The following is a 15,212-nucleotide window of genomic DNA, read 5'->3' as shown; positions in this document are numbered from 1 at the left end:
AGCAAAGCCCGGATATCTTCCATGGGGTAGGGCCATTTTCCAAAGAAACGGGTGAAATGGTTAAAAAGAATGCGCCGCCGACTTATACGGAAGTATTTGGACGGACCATTTGTGAATTGGCAGAAGAGGATAACAGGATCGTTGCAGTTACGGCAGCCATGGGATCGGGGACAGGTCTGAACAATTTTGGCCAAAATTACCCCGAAAGATTTTTTGATGTCGGAATTGCCGAACCGCACGCGGTAACTTTTGCTGCGGCACTCGCGCTGGATGGACTGAAACCGGTTGTTTCCATGTATTCCACGTTCTATCAGAGAGCGTATGACCAGGTCCTGCATGATGTCTGCCTGCAAAATGCCAAGGTCGTATTTGCAGTCGACAGGGCCGGCGTCGTCGGTGAGGACGGGAAGACGCATCACGGTATATTCGATATCTCTTTTTTCAGAACGATCCCGAACCTTACCTTGATGGCGCCGAAAGATGAAAATGAACTTCGACAGATGATGTATACAGCGCTCACCATGGACAACCCGGTAGCTGTCCGGTACCCGAGATCGGCCGGTATCGGCGTGGAAATGGACAAAGAATTCAAAGCATTGCCGAAGGGCAAAGCGGAACTGCTGCGCGAGGGCCAGGATATTACGCTGATCGGTTTTGGGCCGGTTGTCAGTTTTTGTATGGAGGCTGCTAAGCAGTTGGAGTCTGAAGGTATTCAGGCTGGTGTGGTTAATTTGCGTTTCATTAATCCGATCGATCGGGAAATGGTGACTGCCGAGGTCCAAAAAACAGGGAGGCTGGTTACGGTTGAGGATCACATCCTCGCCGGAGGGATGGGCAGCGCGGTACTGGAAGTTCTCGAGGAAGAAGGAATTCAAGGCACAGCAGTCGAACGGATAGGATATGATGATTATGTTGAACACGGTGCAATTCCGCTTCTCCATCAAGACTGCGGTATTACGATTGAGCATATTGTCAGTGTTTCCAGAGAACTGATGAAGAACAGATGTTAATGATTTATTAATGATTTTAAATAGATATAGAACAAGGATGGGCATATCGTGGCCAAAAATAAATCCAGACTCGATCTTCTTCTCGTCCAAAAAGGATTGGTTGAAAGCAGAGAAAAGGCTAAAGCTTTAATTATGGCCGGAAAAGTCTATAAGGACAATCTTCGTCTTGACAAACCAGGCATCATGCTGGAAGAAGATACGGGCCTGATTGTCAAGGGAGAGATCCATCCTTACGTTTCGCGCGGAGGTCTGAAACTGGCCAAGGCGATGGACGTATTTCAGCTGGATCTGAAGGATAAGGTCATTACCGATATCGGGGCGTCTACCGGCGGATTTACAGATTGCGCACTGCAGAATGGGGCTTCCAGGGTCTATGCGGTCGATGTTGGCTATGGTCAGCTGGCCTGGAGGCTGCGCAGTGACGAAAGAGTGGTCTGCCTGGAAAGAACCAATGCACGTTACCTGACTGCGGACAGTCTCCCGGAAAAAGTAGACTGGATCGTGTGTGATGTTTCATTTATTTCCCTGACCAAGATCTTTCCCTCGATGACAGCGATTCTGAAAGGAAGCGGACAGGCGCTAGTCCTCATCAAACCGCAATTTGAGGCCGGCCCCGAGAATGTCGGCAAAAACGGTGTTGTCAGAGACCCGCAAGTCCACCGGGAGGTTCTGCAAAACGTCCTGACTGAAGCTCAAAAACAAGGATTTCAGGTCAAGGGACTGGATTTTTCGCCAATTCGCGGTCCCGAAGGAAATATAGAATTTTTAGCCTGGCTCTGCAAGGAAAATGAGCAAGAGGCAGCGGTATTCGACTGGAATTCTTGTCTGACTGAGCTTGTTCTGAAGGCTCAGGCAGGAACGGAGTGAACGGATGGGAAACAAGGTAGGGATATGGATTAACCATTCTAAAATTACGAAAGAAAGCATCACCCCTCAGCTAATTAATTGGTTCAACAGTCAGGGATGGGAAACTGTACCGGAATGGGACCAGGAGATTACGGAAGATGTTGACTTTGTACTTTCCCTTGGCGGAGACGGCACAGTCTTGAAAGCTGCCAGGGAAGCCGCCCGGTTCAACATCCCGGTTCTCGGCGTGAATTACGGCCGGCTTGGTTTTTTATGCGAGGTTGAACGCGGCGAAATCTATTCTGCCTTAAAAAAGGTGCTGCGCAATGAATATACGGTCGATGAGAGACTCATGATGATTACTTCATATTTTAAAGACGGTCAGATACAGCAGGATATGGTTCTGAATGATGTCGTTTTTATCCGGGACAGTGAAGAGACGCTAATAACGCTTCAGGTCAAGCTTTCCGGTGAACCGATTGCGAGTCCGCCTTCGGACGGCTTGATTATTGCAACCCCGACAGGCTCGACCGCCTATTCACTTTCAGCCGGTGGACCTGTTGTGAGCCCGGATGTTCAGGCCATGCTGATCACGCCGCTGGCTGCCCATGCGCTTTCCTCCCGGCCGATGGTCATATCAAACAAGGAAAAAATAGATATCAGTCTGACCAGAGGCAGTAAATGCCGGGTGACCGTTGACGGAAAATATATGACGACCATGAATTCCGGAGATGTGGTCCGGATCGAAACGGCTCCGATCAAAGCAAGATTTATCCGGCTTGGAGGAAGGAGCTTTCCGAAGGTTGTCCGGGAGAAACTCCGGGACCGCTGGCATGAATAATGAGAGCATAAACGGTGTCTTCAATCCGAAGGGGATCGAAAATACGCAGACAATGTTAAAAATGTATCTGCAGCACCTTATCCAGCCGGGAGATCAGGTGTTGGATGCTACGGCAGGACGCGGCAAGGACACCCTTTTTCTGGCGGAATGCGTGGGTTCTGAGGGCCGGGTGTTTGCGTTTGATATTCAGGAAGAAGCTATCCAATCAACTCGGGAACTGCTCACAGCGCATAAGATGCTCGACAGGGTCGCCTTATTCCGGGAGAGTCACACAGAGATTGGGCGCCTTGTTCCGCAAGGAATCAGAGCTGCCGTTTTCAATCTCGGCTATTTGCCCGGGAGCAGCAGTCAGACAATCATTACCGAGCCGGAGACAACGCTTCAGGCGGTAAATGATACGTTGAAGCTGCTGGCAGCCAAAGGGGTCATCGTACTCACCGTCTATCGCGGACACAGTCGCAGCCTGGAAGAAGCAAATACATTGAATGCCTATGCAGCAGAACTTTCCAAGAAGGATTTTCATGTCCTGCAGGGAATGTATCTAAATCAAGGTGAGACATCTCCATACTGGCTAATTATTCAGAAGAACAGAGGTGATCATTCATGAAAAGCCGCCGTCAGAAAAAAATCCAGGAACTGATTACCAATGAACCGGTTAAAACGCAGGAGGAATTAGCGCAAAGGCTGTTCGAAGAGGGCTTTAATGTCACACAGGCCACCGTTTCGCGGGATATCAAGGAGATGGGTCTGATCAAGATATCCGGCTCAGACGATGAATACCGTTATGCCATTCAGGCTGAAGCGCATCCGCCCGGGTATCAGGAAAGATTGAAACGAATGTTCAAGGAAGTTGTGATCTCGTTCGATAGCAGCGAGAACATCATTGTGATCAAAACCATACCGGGGAATGCCCAGGCGATGGCGTTGCTGCTTGACAATATCGGCTGGAAAGAAGTGATCGGCACTGTAGCCGGAGATGATACCATCTTTCTTCTGATCAAACCTAAAGAACAAACAGAAATTATTCTGGAGAGACTAGCCGAACTGAGCTGAACCGAACCGAACCGTGTCTTTAAATTTTCCATTGACTGAGTGTGGCAAAGAGGAGGAGACCTATGCTCGTAGAACTTCGCATCAAAGATTTTGCACTGATGGAAGATGTCCATTTGCTTTTTGATAAAGGCTTGTCTGTTTTTACAGGGGAGACAGGAGCCGGAAAATCTATGCTGGTAGATGCGTTGGGTTTGCTTCTGGGCGGAAGAGCCAGCAATGAATTTCTGCGGCATGGCAAGGACAAAGCGTGTGTGGAAGGGATTTTTTCCAATCTGCCGCTAAAATTGACTGAAATGTTGCAGGACGAAGGATATCCGCTCGAAGATGACATGCTGTTCCTGTATCGGGAAATCAATGACTCCGGCCGGAATGTCTGCCGTGTTCAGGGCAGAACCGTCCCGTTGTCCTTGTACCGGACATTCTGTGAAGGACTCGTAGACATTCACGACCAGATGGAGCACCAGTCACTGCTGCAGACCGAAACCCAAAGGGAGCTCTTAGACAGTTTCGGCGGCGAGGAGCATTTAAAACTGCTGAAACAAGTCAGGGACGCGGCTGTCAATTACCGGAACACCATGTCCAGAGAAAGAGAACTCCTGCGTTCGGAGCGGGACAGGGAGAAAAGGGAAGAAATACTGCGTTACCAGATTGAGGAGATTGACCGGATTGCACCGGTTTCCGGGGAAGAGGAATCTCTGGAACAGGAGAAAAAGTTTCTGCTGAATGCCGAAAAGATCGTCAGTCTTGTCAATGAAGCCTATGATGAACTCTATGCCGGAACCAAAGAAGCCTCTGATGCTGCTTTTGATAGGATTGGGTCAGCCACAGAAAAAATGGGGGAACTCTCGGCGCTTGATCCTGAGATTGAAGAGCTGCATAAGAACCTTGAAGAGATCTATTTCAGTCTCGAAGATTATGTGACCAAACTGCGGTCCTATAAAGATAAGCTGGATTTTGAACCAGGAAGGCTTGACGAAATTGAAACCCGCCTGATTGATCTCGGTAAGCTCAGAAAATACGCGTATACGATTGAAGCTGTTTTGGAAAGACGGGTTGAAATGGAAGAAGAACTTGAAGAAATTGCCCATCTTCAGGATGAAAAAGAAAATATCCGGCGCGAAAAGAAAGAGGCGCTGACAACGTATAACAATCTGGTGGAGGAACTCAGCCTGAACCGTGGCATCCAGGCTGAACGAATTGAAAAGGGCCTGGCAGACGAATTGCTCGATTTGGGGCTAAACGAGGCCAGAATCGAAATCATATTTTCACCAGTCACCGAACCGTCGCCCGAAGGTGCGGAACAGATTGAGTTTTATTTTTCCGCGAATGTCGGAGAACCTCCCAAGCCTTTGGCCAAAGTGGCTTCAGGCGGAGAAATGGCCAGGATCATGCTGGCTTTCAAAAGCTTATTATCGAAAGTGGAAACCGTGGATACGTTTGTTTTCGATGAAGTGGACAGCGGAGTCGGCGGCAGAACGATCATGAAGGTCGCTGAAAAGCTTGAAAAAATATCGGAGAACAGACAAGTGCTCTGCATTACCCACTCGGCGCCGATCGCGGCATTTGCCGACAGCCATTTTGGCATTGATAAAGTCGTTGTGGAAGACCGGACACAGACCAAAGTCAATCGGCTTGGCGAAAGTGAAAGGGTCCAGGAAATGGCCCGAATGCTTGGCGGTGAAAGCGTCGCGCTAAGCCTTGCGGAGGAATTATGGCAGCAGGCTAAAAAATAAATTAACAGGCCAAAAAATGAATTAAAATGCAATAAAAAAAGTACCCTGTTATTTCGCATACAAAAGCGACAGCAGGGTACTTTTTAAACACGGGCTTCCTTTACGACTTCTTTAAGCTTTGTTTATACAGGTAATCGATCAGTACGACAATCCCGCCCACGAACAAATTTAAATAATAGACGATGAGTCTCCAGAGCATGATCGCATAGATCATAACACTGGAAGGGAAAATTAGCCCGAATATCAGGTAAAATCCTCCCTCGGATGCTCCGGCATTTCCAGGCGTCGGAATGTAATTAATCGCCATGTAATGCAAAGACTGCACAGCAAGAATATCAAACAGGGACGCGTCTCTTAAACCAAATGACAGATAGACAAAATAGGTCACGCAAAAGTACACGATGACTTGAATCAACGTATAGAGACAGGTTAGAAGCAGAGCTTTGCGGTCTCTCAGGAACAAGCGCAGAGAACTTCTGTATTCCTCAATATGCCTGGAAAAGATTTGATCATTCATATTCTTGGCCAGTTTGATTTTATGAAGCAGTCTTAAGATCAGAAGGCAGACCTTTTTTACAATCGAACTGTTGTAACAGAGCAAAAGCAGAGCCAGCGTCGATATGATATTGATCATAAAACCTATAGCAATGAAGGTTTTGCTGACCGCACCCTGCTCAAAGATAAAATCATACTTAAAAATAGCCATAAACAAGGCGAAGGCAGTCACAATAATATGATAGATCGTAAATTTATTGATGGTGACTGATGTAGCCAGCCCCAGCGGGATTTTATAGTCATTTTTCATCGTATAGACCTGCGCGACAGGCTGTCCCCCGCCAGAAAAAGGAGTAATGGAACTATAATACTGTCCAATCAGCGCTATTTTCATATACCGCCAAAAACGGATACCTTGATCAGAAATCTCAACAATCACTTTAATAATTAACGCATCAAAAAACCAAAAAAGGACCATGCAGACAAATGCCAGGAATAACAGCCCTCCATCAGTTATGGCGATCAGGTGAGGTATAATACTAAATTTCGAACTGGAAATCAATATCCAGACGGTCACTGCAATGACCAGGGCTGTAAAAAAATAATTTACAAATATTTTTTTCATCGTTTGTTTCCTTTTATGACTATTATAAAGCCTATTATAACCCAACAAATGACAAGAGTTCTAGCTTTTGTCATTTTCTTATTTCGCCATAAATTTAAGAAATCCTAGAAAACATTTCACAGGATGAAACCTTTTTATAAGGGAAATCTAATACTGCAATAAAAAATTTTATTGTAGTATCTCTGCAGAGAAAAAAATACGTGAGGAGGGTGAAAAACTGAAGGGAAAAAACGGTTTGCATAAAAAACTAACCCGTATTATTTTCCGAATAGGAATTCTCCTCGTTTTTACCCTTAGTATTCAACAAATTGCAGGATTCTATCAGAAAACAGAAACCAGTCGTTTTTACCCGGTAATTAATTATCTCGATTTTTTTTCAGCAGGCAAGGAAGTCAATAAAGTACGGCCATCCGTTATTCCAGGCGGACAATCCATTGGAGTGACCTTGCAGACCAAAGGAGTCTTGGTCGTAGGATATGCTCCGATCACGAACAAGGAAGGCAAACAGTCTTATCCTGCAAAGGATTCTGGAATAGAAGTTGGGGACATCATTTTAAAAATTAATGGCATCACAGCAACGAATGATTTTCAGGTAGCACAGGAAATCGATAAAAAATGCAAAGAAAACAAAACAATTGTGCTTGAGATCAAACACAAAGAAAAAATTCTGGAAAAAAAGATTCAGCCGGTATTCTGCTCAGAAACCCAAAGATATCGGATAGGGCTGTTTATCAGGGACGAGGCTGCAGGAGTGGGAACTCTGACGTTTATTGAACCCGATACGAAAATATTCGGGGCTTTGGGACACGTCATCACGGATATTGATACCAATGACCAAATTGAATTAAGTGACGGCAAAATCGTCGAATCCACAATCTACTCCATTGAAAAAGGTCAAAGAGGAGACCCCGGAGAAAAAATTGGTACGTTTATGCTTCAGTCAAATTTCACCGGTAAAATTGCCAAGAATTCAGCCAGCGGGATATTTGGTATTTATGAAGGTGAAGTCCGGAATCCGTATTTCAGTACCATGATTCCTATAGCCTGGAAATCCGAGGTTGAGGTTGGACCGGCTAAAATCTATACGGTTTTAAAAGACAATACCATCGAAGAATTTGACATTAAAATAGAAAAAATTATGCAGTACCGGACAGACAACAAAAATATGATTATCAGGATCACCGACCCGGAATTGCTGGAAAAAACCGGAGGGATCGTCCAAGGTATGAGCGGCAGCCCGATTATTCAAAATGGCAAAATTGTTGGTGCCGTTACGCATGTATTTGTCAATGATTCTACCCGGGGATACGGAATATTTATTGAGAAAATGATCGACGAATCAGGTATAACGAGTAAAGCTGCAGCCGCCCGCGAGGGCGGTTTCTTCAGTACATGCATGCTTATTATATTTTCTTATTATATTTTATAAAATGATATTTGATACTGAATATATATATTTTTCCAATAGATCAGAAGGAATTGGTAAATTCTTGTCGAAAAGTAACTGGATTGGATTTATATGTTTTTTCGGCGTATCTTTGGAAACTGGAGGATAGTTCGATGGAAACGATAAAAGTTTTGTTGGCTGACGATAACCGCGATTTTATTGAAGTATTAAAGGAATATATAAGCAATCAAAAGGACATGGTGCTTTCGGGTGTAGCTTATAACGGAAACGACGCACTGGATATGATCAAAAAAGAGGAACCTGATGTCGTGGTCCTGGATATAATTATGCCTCATCTCGACGGATTAGGCGTCATGGAAAAACTAATAAACACGATCAAAAGGCCCAAAGTGATCATTTTAACTTCTTTTGGCCAGGAAAATATGACACAGCGGGCAGTTCAGCTAGGGGCTGACTATTACATATTGAAACCGTTTGATTTGGAAACGTTAGGGAAAAGAATACGGCAGCTGGTCGGGGTTTATGAAGCTGCTCCTTCGTTTAACAATATTTCAAATGCGATGTTATCTTCGAATATGAGCAGTGTTATCCAGGTTAACGCCAAAAATTCCAAGATGATTGAAGTTGAAGTTACCAAGATGATCCAGCAGATGGGAGTACCCGCGCATGTTAAGGGCTATCAATATCTGAGAGACGCTATTGTCTCCGTGATCAAAGATGTTTCTCTGCTTGGTGCTGTGACCAAAGAATTGTATCCCATGATCGCCAAAAATTATGGGACGACTCCCAGCAGAGTGGAAAGGGCAATCCGCCATGCGATTGAACTAGCCTGGGACAGAGGAAATATTGATTTCATGAACAAATTTTTTGGCTATACGATTAATGTTGACCGCGGGAAACCGACCAATTCCGAATTTATCGCGATGGTCGCAGATAAATTGAGAATTGCTGATAATTAATTGCCTGCTGAGCTCAGCACCTCAGAATTTTATTTCGAATAAATTCTGAGGTGTTTTAAATTGTTAAACTATATACGTATTGAATGGCGGTCTAGGTTTTGCCAAGGTATTGGATGATCTGGGCCTTATCTTCCCTGGAAGCATGATAAATTGGCTGAAGCTGACCTTTGGAGATGCCGGCCCATCGCAAATAGATAATTTGTTCGTATTGTTTTTCAAATACCGGATCAAAATATTTTAGATTTAAAATAATATAATGCTGATTGACCTGTCCGGCATCCATTCCCTGGGTCTGAATATCGACGGTGACAACTAAATCCACAGTGGAATCAGGAGAAACATAATTGGCGAGGGAGATCTGATCAACCTGGAGCGGTTCGGCATTTAAATCACTGTCTGCAAAGATGGCCTGACAATGGAGTGAAGCTGCCGGATGCGTACCGACGTTGGTGAAATGAAAGCTGAATGTCAGATCTTTTTTATGGAGGATCTCGACAGAAGGAGATTGCGTAAAGGTAAGGTAGGGTCTGACTGATTCCCGTTCTTCCTTCCAGGCTGTCAGGGAAATATAGACGGTAATCATGGAGGCAACAGCAAATATAAAGGTTGTTATCGTTACCAACAACTGATAGGTGTTATGATGAGATTCAGTCGGCATATTTACGCCTCCCAGACCAAATAGATAGGATATAATGTATCATAGTATGGAAGAAGGCAATAATATGCCAGCATCCGGTCCAAAATCCATTAATCGGGATAACTGATTTCATTCAATATTTTAGAACACAGGAGGTTCTTCATGGATAATAATGGCCTGACAGAAAAATGTATTGCCGAACAGACCGTATATTCCGGAAAGTTCATCAGTGTCAATCAGGATACCGTTGAACTGCCGAATGGAAAAACGTCCATTCGGGAAATTGTAAGGCATCCGGGTGCTGTAGCCATCGTGCCTGAACACGAAGGCAAGATCCTGATGGTTCGCCAGTACCGCTATGCGCTGGCCAAAGAAACGCTGGAAATTCCAGCCGGTAAAATGGACCCAGGTGAAGATCCGGAAACTTGCGCCTTAAGAGAATTAAGAGAGGAAACAGGTTATGAAGGAGAACTGAACTATCTCGGCTCCTTTTATACATCACCGGGTTTTACCGATGAAGTTATCCATATCTACCAGGCACAGCATCTGAGCTGGTCCCCTCTGGACTGTGATGAGGATGAGTTTCTGAATGTCGTAGCTGTTCCGAGGGAACAGGCCCTGCAAATGGCAGGGAGCAGCGGATTCTTTGATGCCAAAACTGCCATTGGTCTGCTTCTGGCTTTATAAAAGATAAATGACATAGTCTTCTGCCTTCCTGAATATGATTTTCTTGAGGACAAGTCTTCGGGGAGGTAGAACGATGAAGAAAATGCTGTACGATCATATCAAGCAGTACTGGGTTATCTATCTGACGCTCTGCTGCGTATTTCTGGCAGGAGGTGTTTTCGGAGCAGTTGGGGTCGGTTCATTGGGCATGGAAAAAGCGAAAGAACTAACCGGGTTTTTCAACAGCCTGCTCGGAGAACAACCAACTGCCATCGACACGTCATTTCTTCAGCAGCTGGCCAGGGATAACTTTATTATGATGGCAGGAATATGGGTCCTCGGCTTGACGGTGATTGGAGCTCCGCTGGTGTACCTGATCGTTTTTACGAGAGGATTTATCTTCGGTTTTACCGTTGTGTTCATTATTCAGCTGAAAAAAATGATGGGCTTGGGCTTGGTCCTGTTTACGGTTTTTTTTCCGTCACTTCTGGCGGTTCCGTGTCTTCTGCTCGGAGCCGGTCTGGCGACTGTTTTTTCGTTTCTTCTGCTGCAGGGCAGGATGCGGGGCGATTTTTTGAAGAATAACTTTCTCCACTACTGTGGCATGGCCCTATTGATCTCCATCGCGGCTTTAGCCACAGGGGTGATACAGGGATATTTCACCATACTGGGAGCCCGTCTCTTTGGTTTATAGACAGGGCATGAGCCTTGTTTTTTTGAATTAAATGCGAACGATAATCCCTAAAGAAAAGGATAATTCCTCCTTGCGTAGAAATGAACTGCTGGGAGGATATTTTATGTCTAAAGATAGCAAATTAAGGGATGATCTATTAGAAGATTATCTATACCATCTGCGTGTTGAAAGAGGGCTTTCCGTAAATACCTGTTCCAATTACAGCAGGGACCTCTATAAATTTGTGCTTTTTGTTCAGGAAAATGGCAGGACAGTTTTGCAGTGCAGTACCTCAGACCTGATCACTTTCATTTTGGACGAAAAGAAGCAGGGGAAATCTGCAAGAACACTGGCCAGGTATACGGCGGCTTTAAGGGGATTTTACGGGTACCTGCTTCAGGAAGACAAAAGAAATGATGATCCAACGGTCTTTCTGCCGGCCCCTAAACTCGAACAAAAGCTGCCCCACGTCTTGTCGGAGATCAATCTGACCAGGGCAATTGACCAGAATGATAATCAAAATGATCTCAGCAGCAGAGACCGGGCGATTGTCGAGGTGCTCTATGGGAGCGGGCTCAGGGTCTCAGAGCTGATTGGACTCAGCCTGAACGATATTTCCTATCATTTAGGATATATCCGCTGCCGGGGCAAAGGAAATAAAGAAAGAATCGTACCTTTGGGTGAGCCCGGTATCCTTATCCTAAAGGCATACATTGATTCCACAAGGCAAATGCTGCTCGCCCGCAACCCGAAACCAACAGCAGAAGCCAGGAATATTCTTTTTCTCAATTCACGCGGCAAACCGCTGACGCGTCAGGGTGTCTGGCTGATTCTGAAAAAATGGGCAGCGGAAAACAACCTGGGATCAAGTGTCTACCCGCATCTGTTAAGACATAGTTTTGCAACGCATTTGCTTGATAATGGCGCTGATTTGCGTTCGGTTCAAGAAATGCTCGGACATGCCGATATATCGACCACTCAGATCTATACGCATTTAACGAAAAAACGCCTGCTGGATGTTTTCCGCAAATCACACCCGCGGGCCAGAAAAGGAGGAAATACAGATGGCTCGGGCGATACTGATCGTAATGGATAGCGTTGGCATCGGAGCAATGCCGGATGCAGCCCAATATGGCGATGAAGGAAGCAATACGCTTGCGAATATATCCAAGCAGGCAGGCGGATTGAAAATCCCGAATCTTCAGCGTATGGGTCTTGGCAATGCACGCGAAATTCCTTTTGTTTCTCCCCAAAGCAATCCTTCCGCAAATTACGGGTTCATGGCTGAAAGATCAAAAGGCAAGGATACGATCACCGGCCATTGGGAAATGACCGGTATCATTCTGGATCAGGCCTTCCCAACTTTTCCGTCCGGCTTTCCCGATGATTTTATCAGAAGGTTTGAAGCGCGGATCGGCCGGCTGACTTTAGGCAATGAGGTGGCATCCGGTACGGAAATTATGCAGCGCCTCGGGGCAGAACATGTCAGGACAGGAAAACTGATCGTTTATACCTCAGCCGATTCGGTATTCCAGATTGCAGCGCATGAAGAGGTCATCCCGTTAAGCGAACTGATGGAAATATGCAGAATTGCCCGGGAAATGCTGCAGGGTGACTTACGGGTTGCCCGCGTTATTGCGCGTCCTTTTCTCGGTGAAGCGGGCAATTATCAAAGAACGACCAACAGGCATGATTTTGCAGTTGACCCCCCTGCCAGAACACTGCTGGACAGGATTGCTGAAGCCGGGCAGAAGGTGTTGGCAGTCGGCAAAATTAACGATATCTTTAATGGCAAAGGAGTCAGTGAGCATGTCAGCTCTCGTGGAAATGACGATGGAATCAGCAAGACCATTGAATATCTGCGGCGGGACGACCCCGGCTTGATTTTTACAAACCTTGTTGATTTCGATATGGTTTATGGACACCGCAATAATGTCAAAGGTTATGCCGAAGCCCTTGAGGCCTTTGATGCCAGAATCCCGGAGATTATCAGCATTCTCAGGCAGGATGATATCCTGTTTATTACGGCCGACCATGGCTGTGATCCGACGACAGTAAGCACAGATCATTCCCGGGAATACGTTCCGCTGCTTGTATACGGGCCGAAGCTGAAGCAGGGAGTGAATCTCGGACAGAGAGCCTGCTTTGCAGATATTGGAGCAACCATCGCCGAATATTTGGAGGTACAGCCAATTGAAACCGGCACCAGTTTTTATACGCAATTAAAAGGAGAGAATCAGCATGATTAATGAACAAGTCATGACGACATGGCTGAATGGTGCCCAAAACTTTCTGCTCAAAAAAATCCCATACATTCCTGAACTAGGAATCATTCTGGGCTCAGGTCTTGGCAAGCTGGCCGAACTTGTGGAAGATGCGGTCGTTATTCCGTACAGTGAGATCCCGCATTTCCCTGTGTCTACCGTTACAGGGCATTCCGGCAAGCTGATTGTAGGAACACTGGGGGATAGAAAGGTCATGGTTCTCCAGGGACGTTTCCATTATTACGAAGGTTATGAGATGCATGAAGTGACTTTCCCGGTCCGTCTGATGCAAACGATCGGGATGAAAGGTTTGGTCGTGACCAATGCCGCCGGCGGCATCCATCCGGATTACCGTCCCGGTGATCTGATTGTGATCAAAGACCATATCAATCTGACTGGAAGCAATCCGCTGCGCGGAGCGAATCTCAGCAATCTTGGACCGCGTTTTCCGGATCTCAGTGAAGCCTATGACGGCAAATGGAGAGAGCTGGCGCTCTCCCTGATGACGGAGTACGGCTTGAATCCCCGGCAGGGAGTCTATGCGGCTCTCAGCGGACCGAGCTATGAGACGCCTTCGGAAATCCGTTATTTGAGAACGATTGGGGCCGATCTTGTTGGGATGTCCACCGTACCGGAAGTCATTGTTGCGAATCATGGGGGGATGAAAGTACTCGGCATTTCATGTGTGACCAACATGGCCGCCGGGATCTTGGAGCAAAAGCTTGACCATCAGGAGGTATTGGCGACGGCGGATCGGATTGAGGAGACATTTCTGCGGTACATGAGGCAGCTAATCGCGTTGCTGGGCTAACGATGTCCAGTCCGATTTGCGTGTTATTCCTTACGAATTGAGCAAGTCTTTTTATCATTTTGATTTGGTATAGGTCTGCCTGCTGAAGATTACTTTTGGGTAGGGTCTGTACGCTGAAAAGCAACTTTGGGGTAGGTCTGCGTGCCACAGCACCGCTCTTCGGCAGTTGCGCCCTCCATGGCGCAAATTGCCGCGCTACGCAATCCTTGCTCCGCTTTTCGCGGAGCCGTGGCACGCAGACTGATCTGAGGGTTTTAAGGAAATGCTTATTGAAATAATATTGAACAAAGCTATGGCCGTAATCATTAGTCGTAAAGTCTTGGCACGAATTGAGATAAACAGAACTTGCAGTTTTATAAAGTACAAGTTGGTAGAATAATTATTTTCAGCATAATACCCACGACTGTGTGTTTCATTGCATTCCAGTCACTTGGAGTCGATGGCGGGATTAGATGTTCGCGAATACGAGGGACAATAGATGCATCATGACATGCACAATAGACTTAAACTTATTATCAGTCTGGGTGTCACAACTCCGCGAGGAGCGGAGCACGATGCGGAGCGCGGCTTTTTGCGCCATGGAGGGCGCAATAGCCGAAGAGTGGTGCTGTGACACACAGACCAGCCCCAAATAAATAGTTATAAGGCGGCATGAATATGATGAGAATGGTTGAGCTGATTGAAAAGAAGAAGAGCGGCTATCCGCTTACGCGAGAGGAGATCAGGTTTATCGTTCAGGGTTATGTTCAGGGAAACATCCCGGACTATCAGGTTTCGGCCTGGGCGATGGCGGTCTATTTTAAGGGGATGACGGTCCAGGAGACATCGGAGCTGACCATGGCGATGGCGGAGAGCGGAGACCGGCTTGAACTGTCTCTTCCGGGGAAAATATTTGTTGATAAGCATAGTTCCGGAGGTGTCGGGGACAAGACTACGCTGGTTGTTGCTCCGCTGGTGGCGGCCTGCGGCGTTCCGGTTGCCAAGATGTCCGGTAGAGGACTCGGACACACTGGGGGAACTATCGACAAGCTTTCCGCTATTCCCGGATTCCGGGTCGAGTTAGGGGAGCGGGAATTCCTGCAGCAGGTCGGCAGGATCGGCTTAGCGGTTATCGCTCAGACCGGAAGGATGGTTCCAGCAGATAAAAAACTCTATGCCTTACGGGATGTTACGGCAACCATCGATTCGATT

16 protein-coding genes are annotated in these 15,212 nt (G+C 46.3%); 14 read left to right on the top strand and 2 right to left on the bottom strand.

The window, feature by feature from the left end:
- From NC238_14515 to recN, 6 genes are all read left to right on the top strand, one after another.
- On the top strand, positions 1 to 1,010 hold a 1,010-nt coding region (locus tag NC238_14515; GenBank protein ID MCM1567120.1), incomplete at its 5' end, for a 1-deoxy-D-xylulose-5-phosphate synthase.
- A gap of 48 nt (positions 1,011 to 1,058) precedes the next feature.
- Positions 1,059 to 1,877: a TlyA family RNA methyltransferase gene (locus NC238_14510; protein ID MCM1567119.1), complete on the top strand. Its 819-nt coding sequence runs from the start codon at positions 1,059 to 1,061 to the stop codon at positions 1,875 to 1,877.
- A 4-nt stretch (positions 1,878 to 1,881) separates the two neighbouring features.
- The gene (locus tag NC238_14505; protein ID MCM1567118.1) at positions 1,882 to 2,697 is read left to right on the top strand and encodes an NAD(+)/NADH kinase; all 816 of its coding nucleotides are present in this window, start codon (positions 1,882 to 1,884) and stop codon (positions 2,695 to 2,697) included.
- A complete protein-coding gene (locus NC238_14500; GenBank protein MCM1567117.1) occupies positions 2,690 to 3,304 on the top strand; it encodes a methyltransferase domain-containing protein in 615 nt (204 codons plus the stop codon). Before NC238_14505 ends, NC238_14500 begins: the two co-directional genes overlap by 8 nt.
- Complete coding sequence (gene argR, locus NC238_14495; protein MCM1567116.1) at positions 3,301 to 3,750, top strand: arginine repressor; 450 nt, start codon at positions 3,301 to 3,303, stop codon at positions 3,748 to 3,750. The genes NC238_14500 and argR overlap by 4 nt, the downstream gene beginning before the upstream one ends.
- Positions 3,751 to 3,812: 62 nt before the next feature.
- On the top strand, positions 3,813 to 5,483 hold the full coding sequence (gene recN, locus NC238_14490; protein ID MCM1567115.1) for a DNA repair protein RecN: 1,671 nt from the start codon (positions 3,813 to 3,815) through the stop codon (positions 5,481 to 5,483).
- 100 nt (positions 5,484 to 5,583) lie between these two features.
- On the opposite strand, the gene NC238_14485 is transcribed toward recN, so the two are convergent.
- Positions 5,584 to 6,603 carry a flippase-like domain-containing protein gene (locus NC238_14485; protein MCM1567114.1) on the bottom strand — a complete coding sequence of 340 codons (1,020 nt, stop codon included), beginning with the start codon at positions 6,601 to 6,603 and terminating at the stop codon, positions 5,584 to 5,586.
- A gap of 235 nt (positions 6,604 to 6,838) precedes the next feature.
- Here NC238_14485 and spoIVB point away from each other — a divergent pair, with 235 nt between their 5' ends.
- Positions 6,839 to 8,032 (top strand): SpoIVB peptidase, encoded by a 1,194-nt coding sequence (gene spoIVB / locus NC238_14480; GenBank protein MCM1567113.1) that lies wholly within the window; start codon positions 6,839 to 6,841, stop codon positions 8,030 to 8,032.
- A gap of 131 nt (positions 8,033 to 8,163) precedes the next feature.
- A complete protein-coding gene (gene spo0A, locus NC238_14475) occupies positions 8,164 to 8,970 on the top strand; it encodes a sporulation transcription factor Spo0A (protein MCM1567112.1) in 807 nt (268 codons plus the stop codon).
- A gap of 91 nt (positions 8,971 to 9,061) precedes the next feature.
- Here the strand turns inward: spo0A and NC238_14470 are convergent, their stop codons facing one another.
- Entirely contained in the window at positions 9,062 to 9,628 is a 567-nt protein-coding gene (locus NC238_14470) for a hypothetical protein (GenBank protein ID MCM1567111.1), read from the bottom strand.
- A gap of 141 nt (positions 9,629 to 9,769) precedes the next feature.
- On the opposite strand from NC238_14470, the gene NC238_14465 reads away from it, so the two are divergent.
- The 6 genes from NC238_14465 to deoA all read left to right on the top strand — a co-directional run.
- Positions 9,770 to 10,294, top strand: a complete 525-nt coding sequence (locus NC238_14465) for an NUDIX hydrolase (GenBank protein MCM1567110.1) — start codon at positions 9,770 to 9,772, stop codon at positions 10,292 to 10,294.
- 73 nt (positions 10,295 to 10,367) lie between these two features.
- A complete protein-coding gene (locus NC238_14460; GenBank protein ID MCM1567109.1) occupies positions 10,368 to 10,967 on the top strand; it encodes a stage II sporulation protein M in 600 nt (199 codons plus the stop codon).
- A 103-nt stretch (positions 10,968 to 11,070) separates the two neighbouring features.
- Entirely contained in the window at positions 11,071 to 12,042 is a 972-nt protein-coding gene (gene xerD, locus NC238_14455) for a site-specific tyrosine recombinase XerD (protein ID MCM1567108.1), read from the top strand.
- A complete protein-coding gene (locus NC238_14450; GenBank protein MCM1567107.1) occupies positions 12,011 to 13,195 on the top strand; it encodes a phosphopentomutase in 1,185 nt (394 codons plus the stop codon). Before xerD ends, NC238_14450 begins: the two co-directional genes overlap by 32 nt.
- Entirely contained in the window at positions 13,188 to 14,021 is an 834-nt protein-coding gene (locus NC238_14445) for a purine-nucleoside phosphorylase (GenBank protein ID MCM1567106.1), read from the top strand. The genes NC238_14450 and NC238_14445 overlap by 8 nt, the downstream gene beginning before the upstream one ends.
- A gap of 660 nt (positions 14,022 to 14,681) precedes the next feature.
- On the top strand, positions 14,682 to 15,212 hold a 531-nt coding region (gene deoA / locus NC238_14440), incomplete at its 3' end, for a pyrimidine-nucleoside phosphorylase (protein ID MCM1567105.1).

Origin of the sequence: Dehalobacter sp. (genome assembly GCA_023667845.1) — a bacterium.
Lineage (GTDB): Bacteria > Bacillota > Desulfitobacteriia > Desulfitobacteriales > Syntrophobotulaceae > Dehalobacter.
The sequence above is the reverse complement of the archived record's forward strand: the minus strand, read 5'-3'. Positions and strand labels throughout refer to the sequence as shown.

Coding starts and splice junctions, on each gene's coding strand:
- NC238_14505 (MCM1567118.1), top strand. CDS start 1,882: ATGGGAAACAAGGTAGGGATATGGATTAACCATTCTAAAATTACGAAA.
- NC238_14445 (MCM1567106.1), top strand. CDS start 13,188: ATGATTAATGAACAAGTCATGACGACATGGCTGAATGGTGCCCAAAAC.
- argR (MCM1567116.1), top strand. CDS start 3,301: ATGAAAAGCCGCCGTCAGAAAAAAATCCAGGAACTGATTACCAATGAA.
- xerD (MCM1567108.1), top strand. CDS start 11,071: ATGTCTAAAGATAGCAAATTAAGGGATGATCTATTAGAAGATTATCTA.
- NC238_14450 (MCM1567107.1), top strand. CDS start 12,011: ATGGCTCGGGCGATACTGATCGTAATGGATAGCGTTGGCATCGGAGCA.
- NC238_14500 (MCM1567117.1), top strand. CDS start 2,690: ATGAATAATGAGAGCATAAACGGTGTCTTCAATCCGAAGGGGATCGAA.
- spo0A (MCM1567112.1), top strand. CDS start 8,164: ATGGAAACGATAAAAGTTTTGTTGGCTGACGATAACCGCGATTTTATT.
- NC238_14465 (MCM1567110.1), top strand. CDS start 9,770: ATGGATAATAATGGCCTGACAGAAAAATGTATTGCCGAACAGACCGTA.
- recN (MCM1567115.1), top strand. CDS start 3,813: ATGCTCGTAGAACTTCGCATCAAAGATTTTGCACTGATGGAAGATGTC.
- NC238_14485 (MCM1567114.1), bottom strand. CDS start 6,603: ATGAAAAAAATATTTGTAAATTATTTTTTTACAGCCCTGGTCATTGCA.
- NC238_14470 (MCM1567111.1), bottom strand. CDS start 9,628: ATGCCGACTGAATCTCATCATAACACCTATCAGTTGTTGGTAACGATA.
- NC238_14460 (MCM1567109.1), top strand. CDS start 10,368: ATGAAGAAAATGCTGTACGATCATATCAAGCAGTACTGGGTTATCTAT.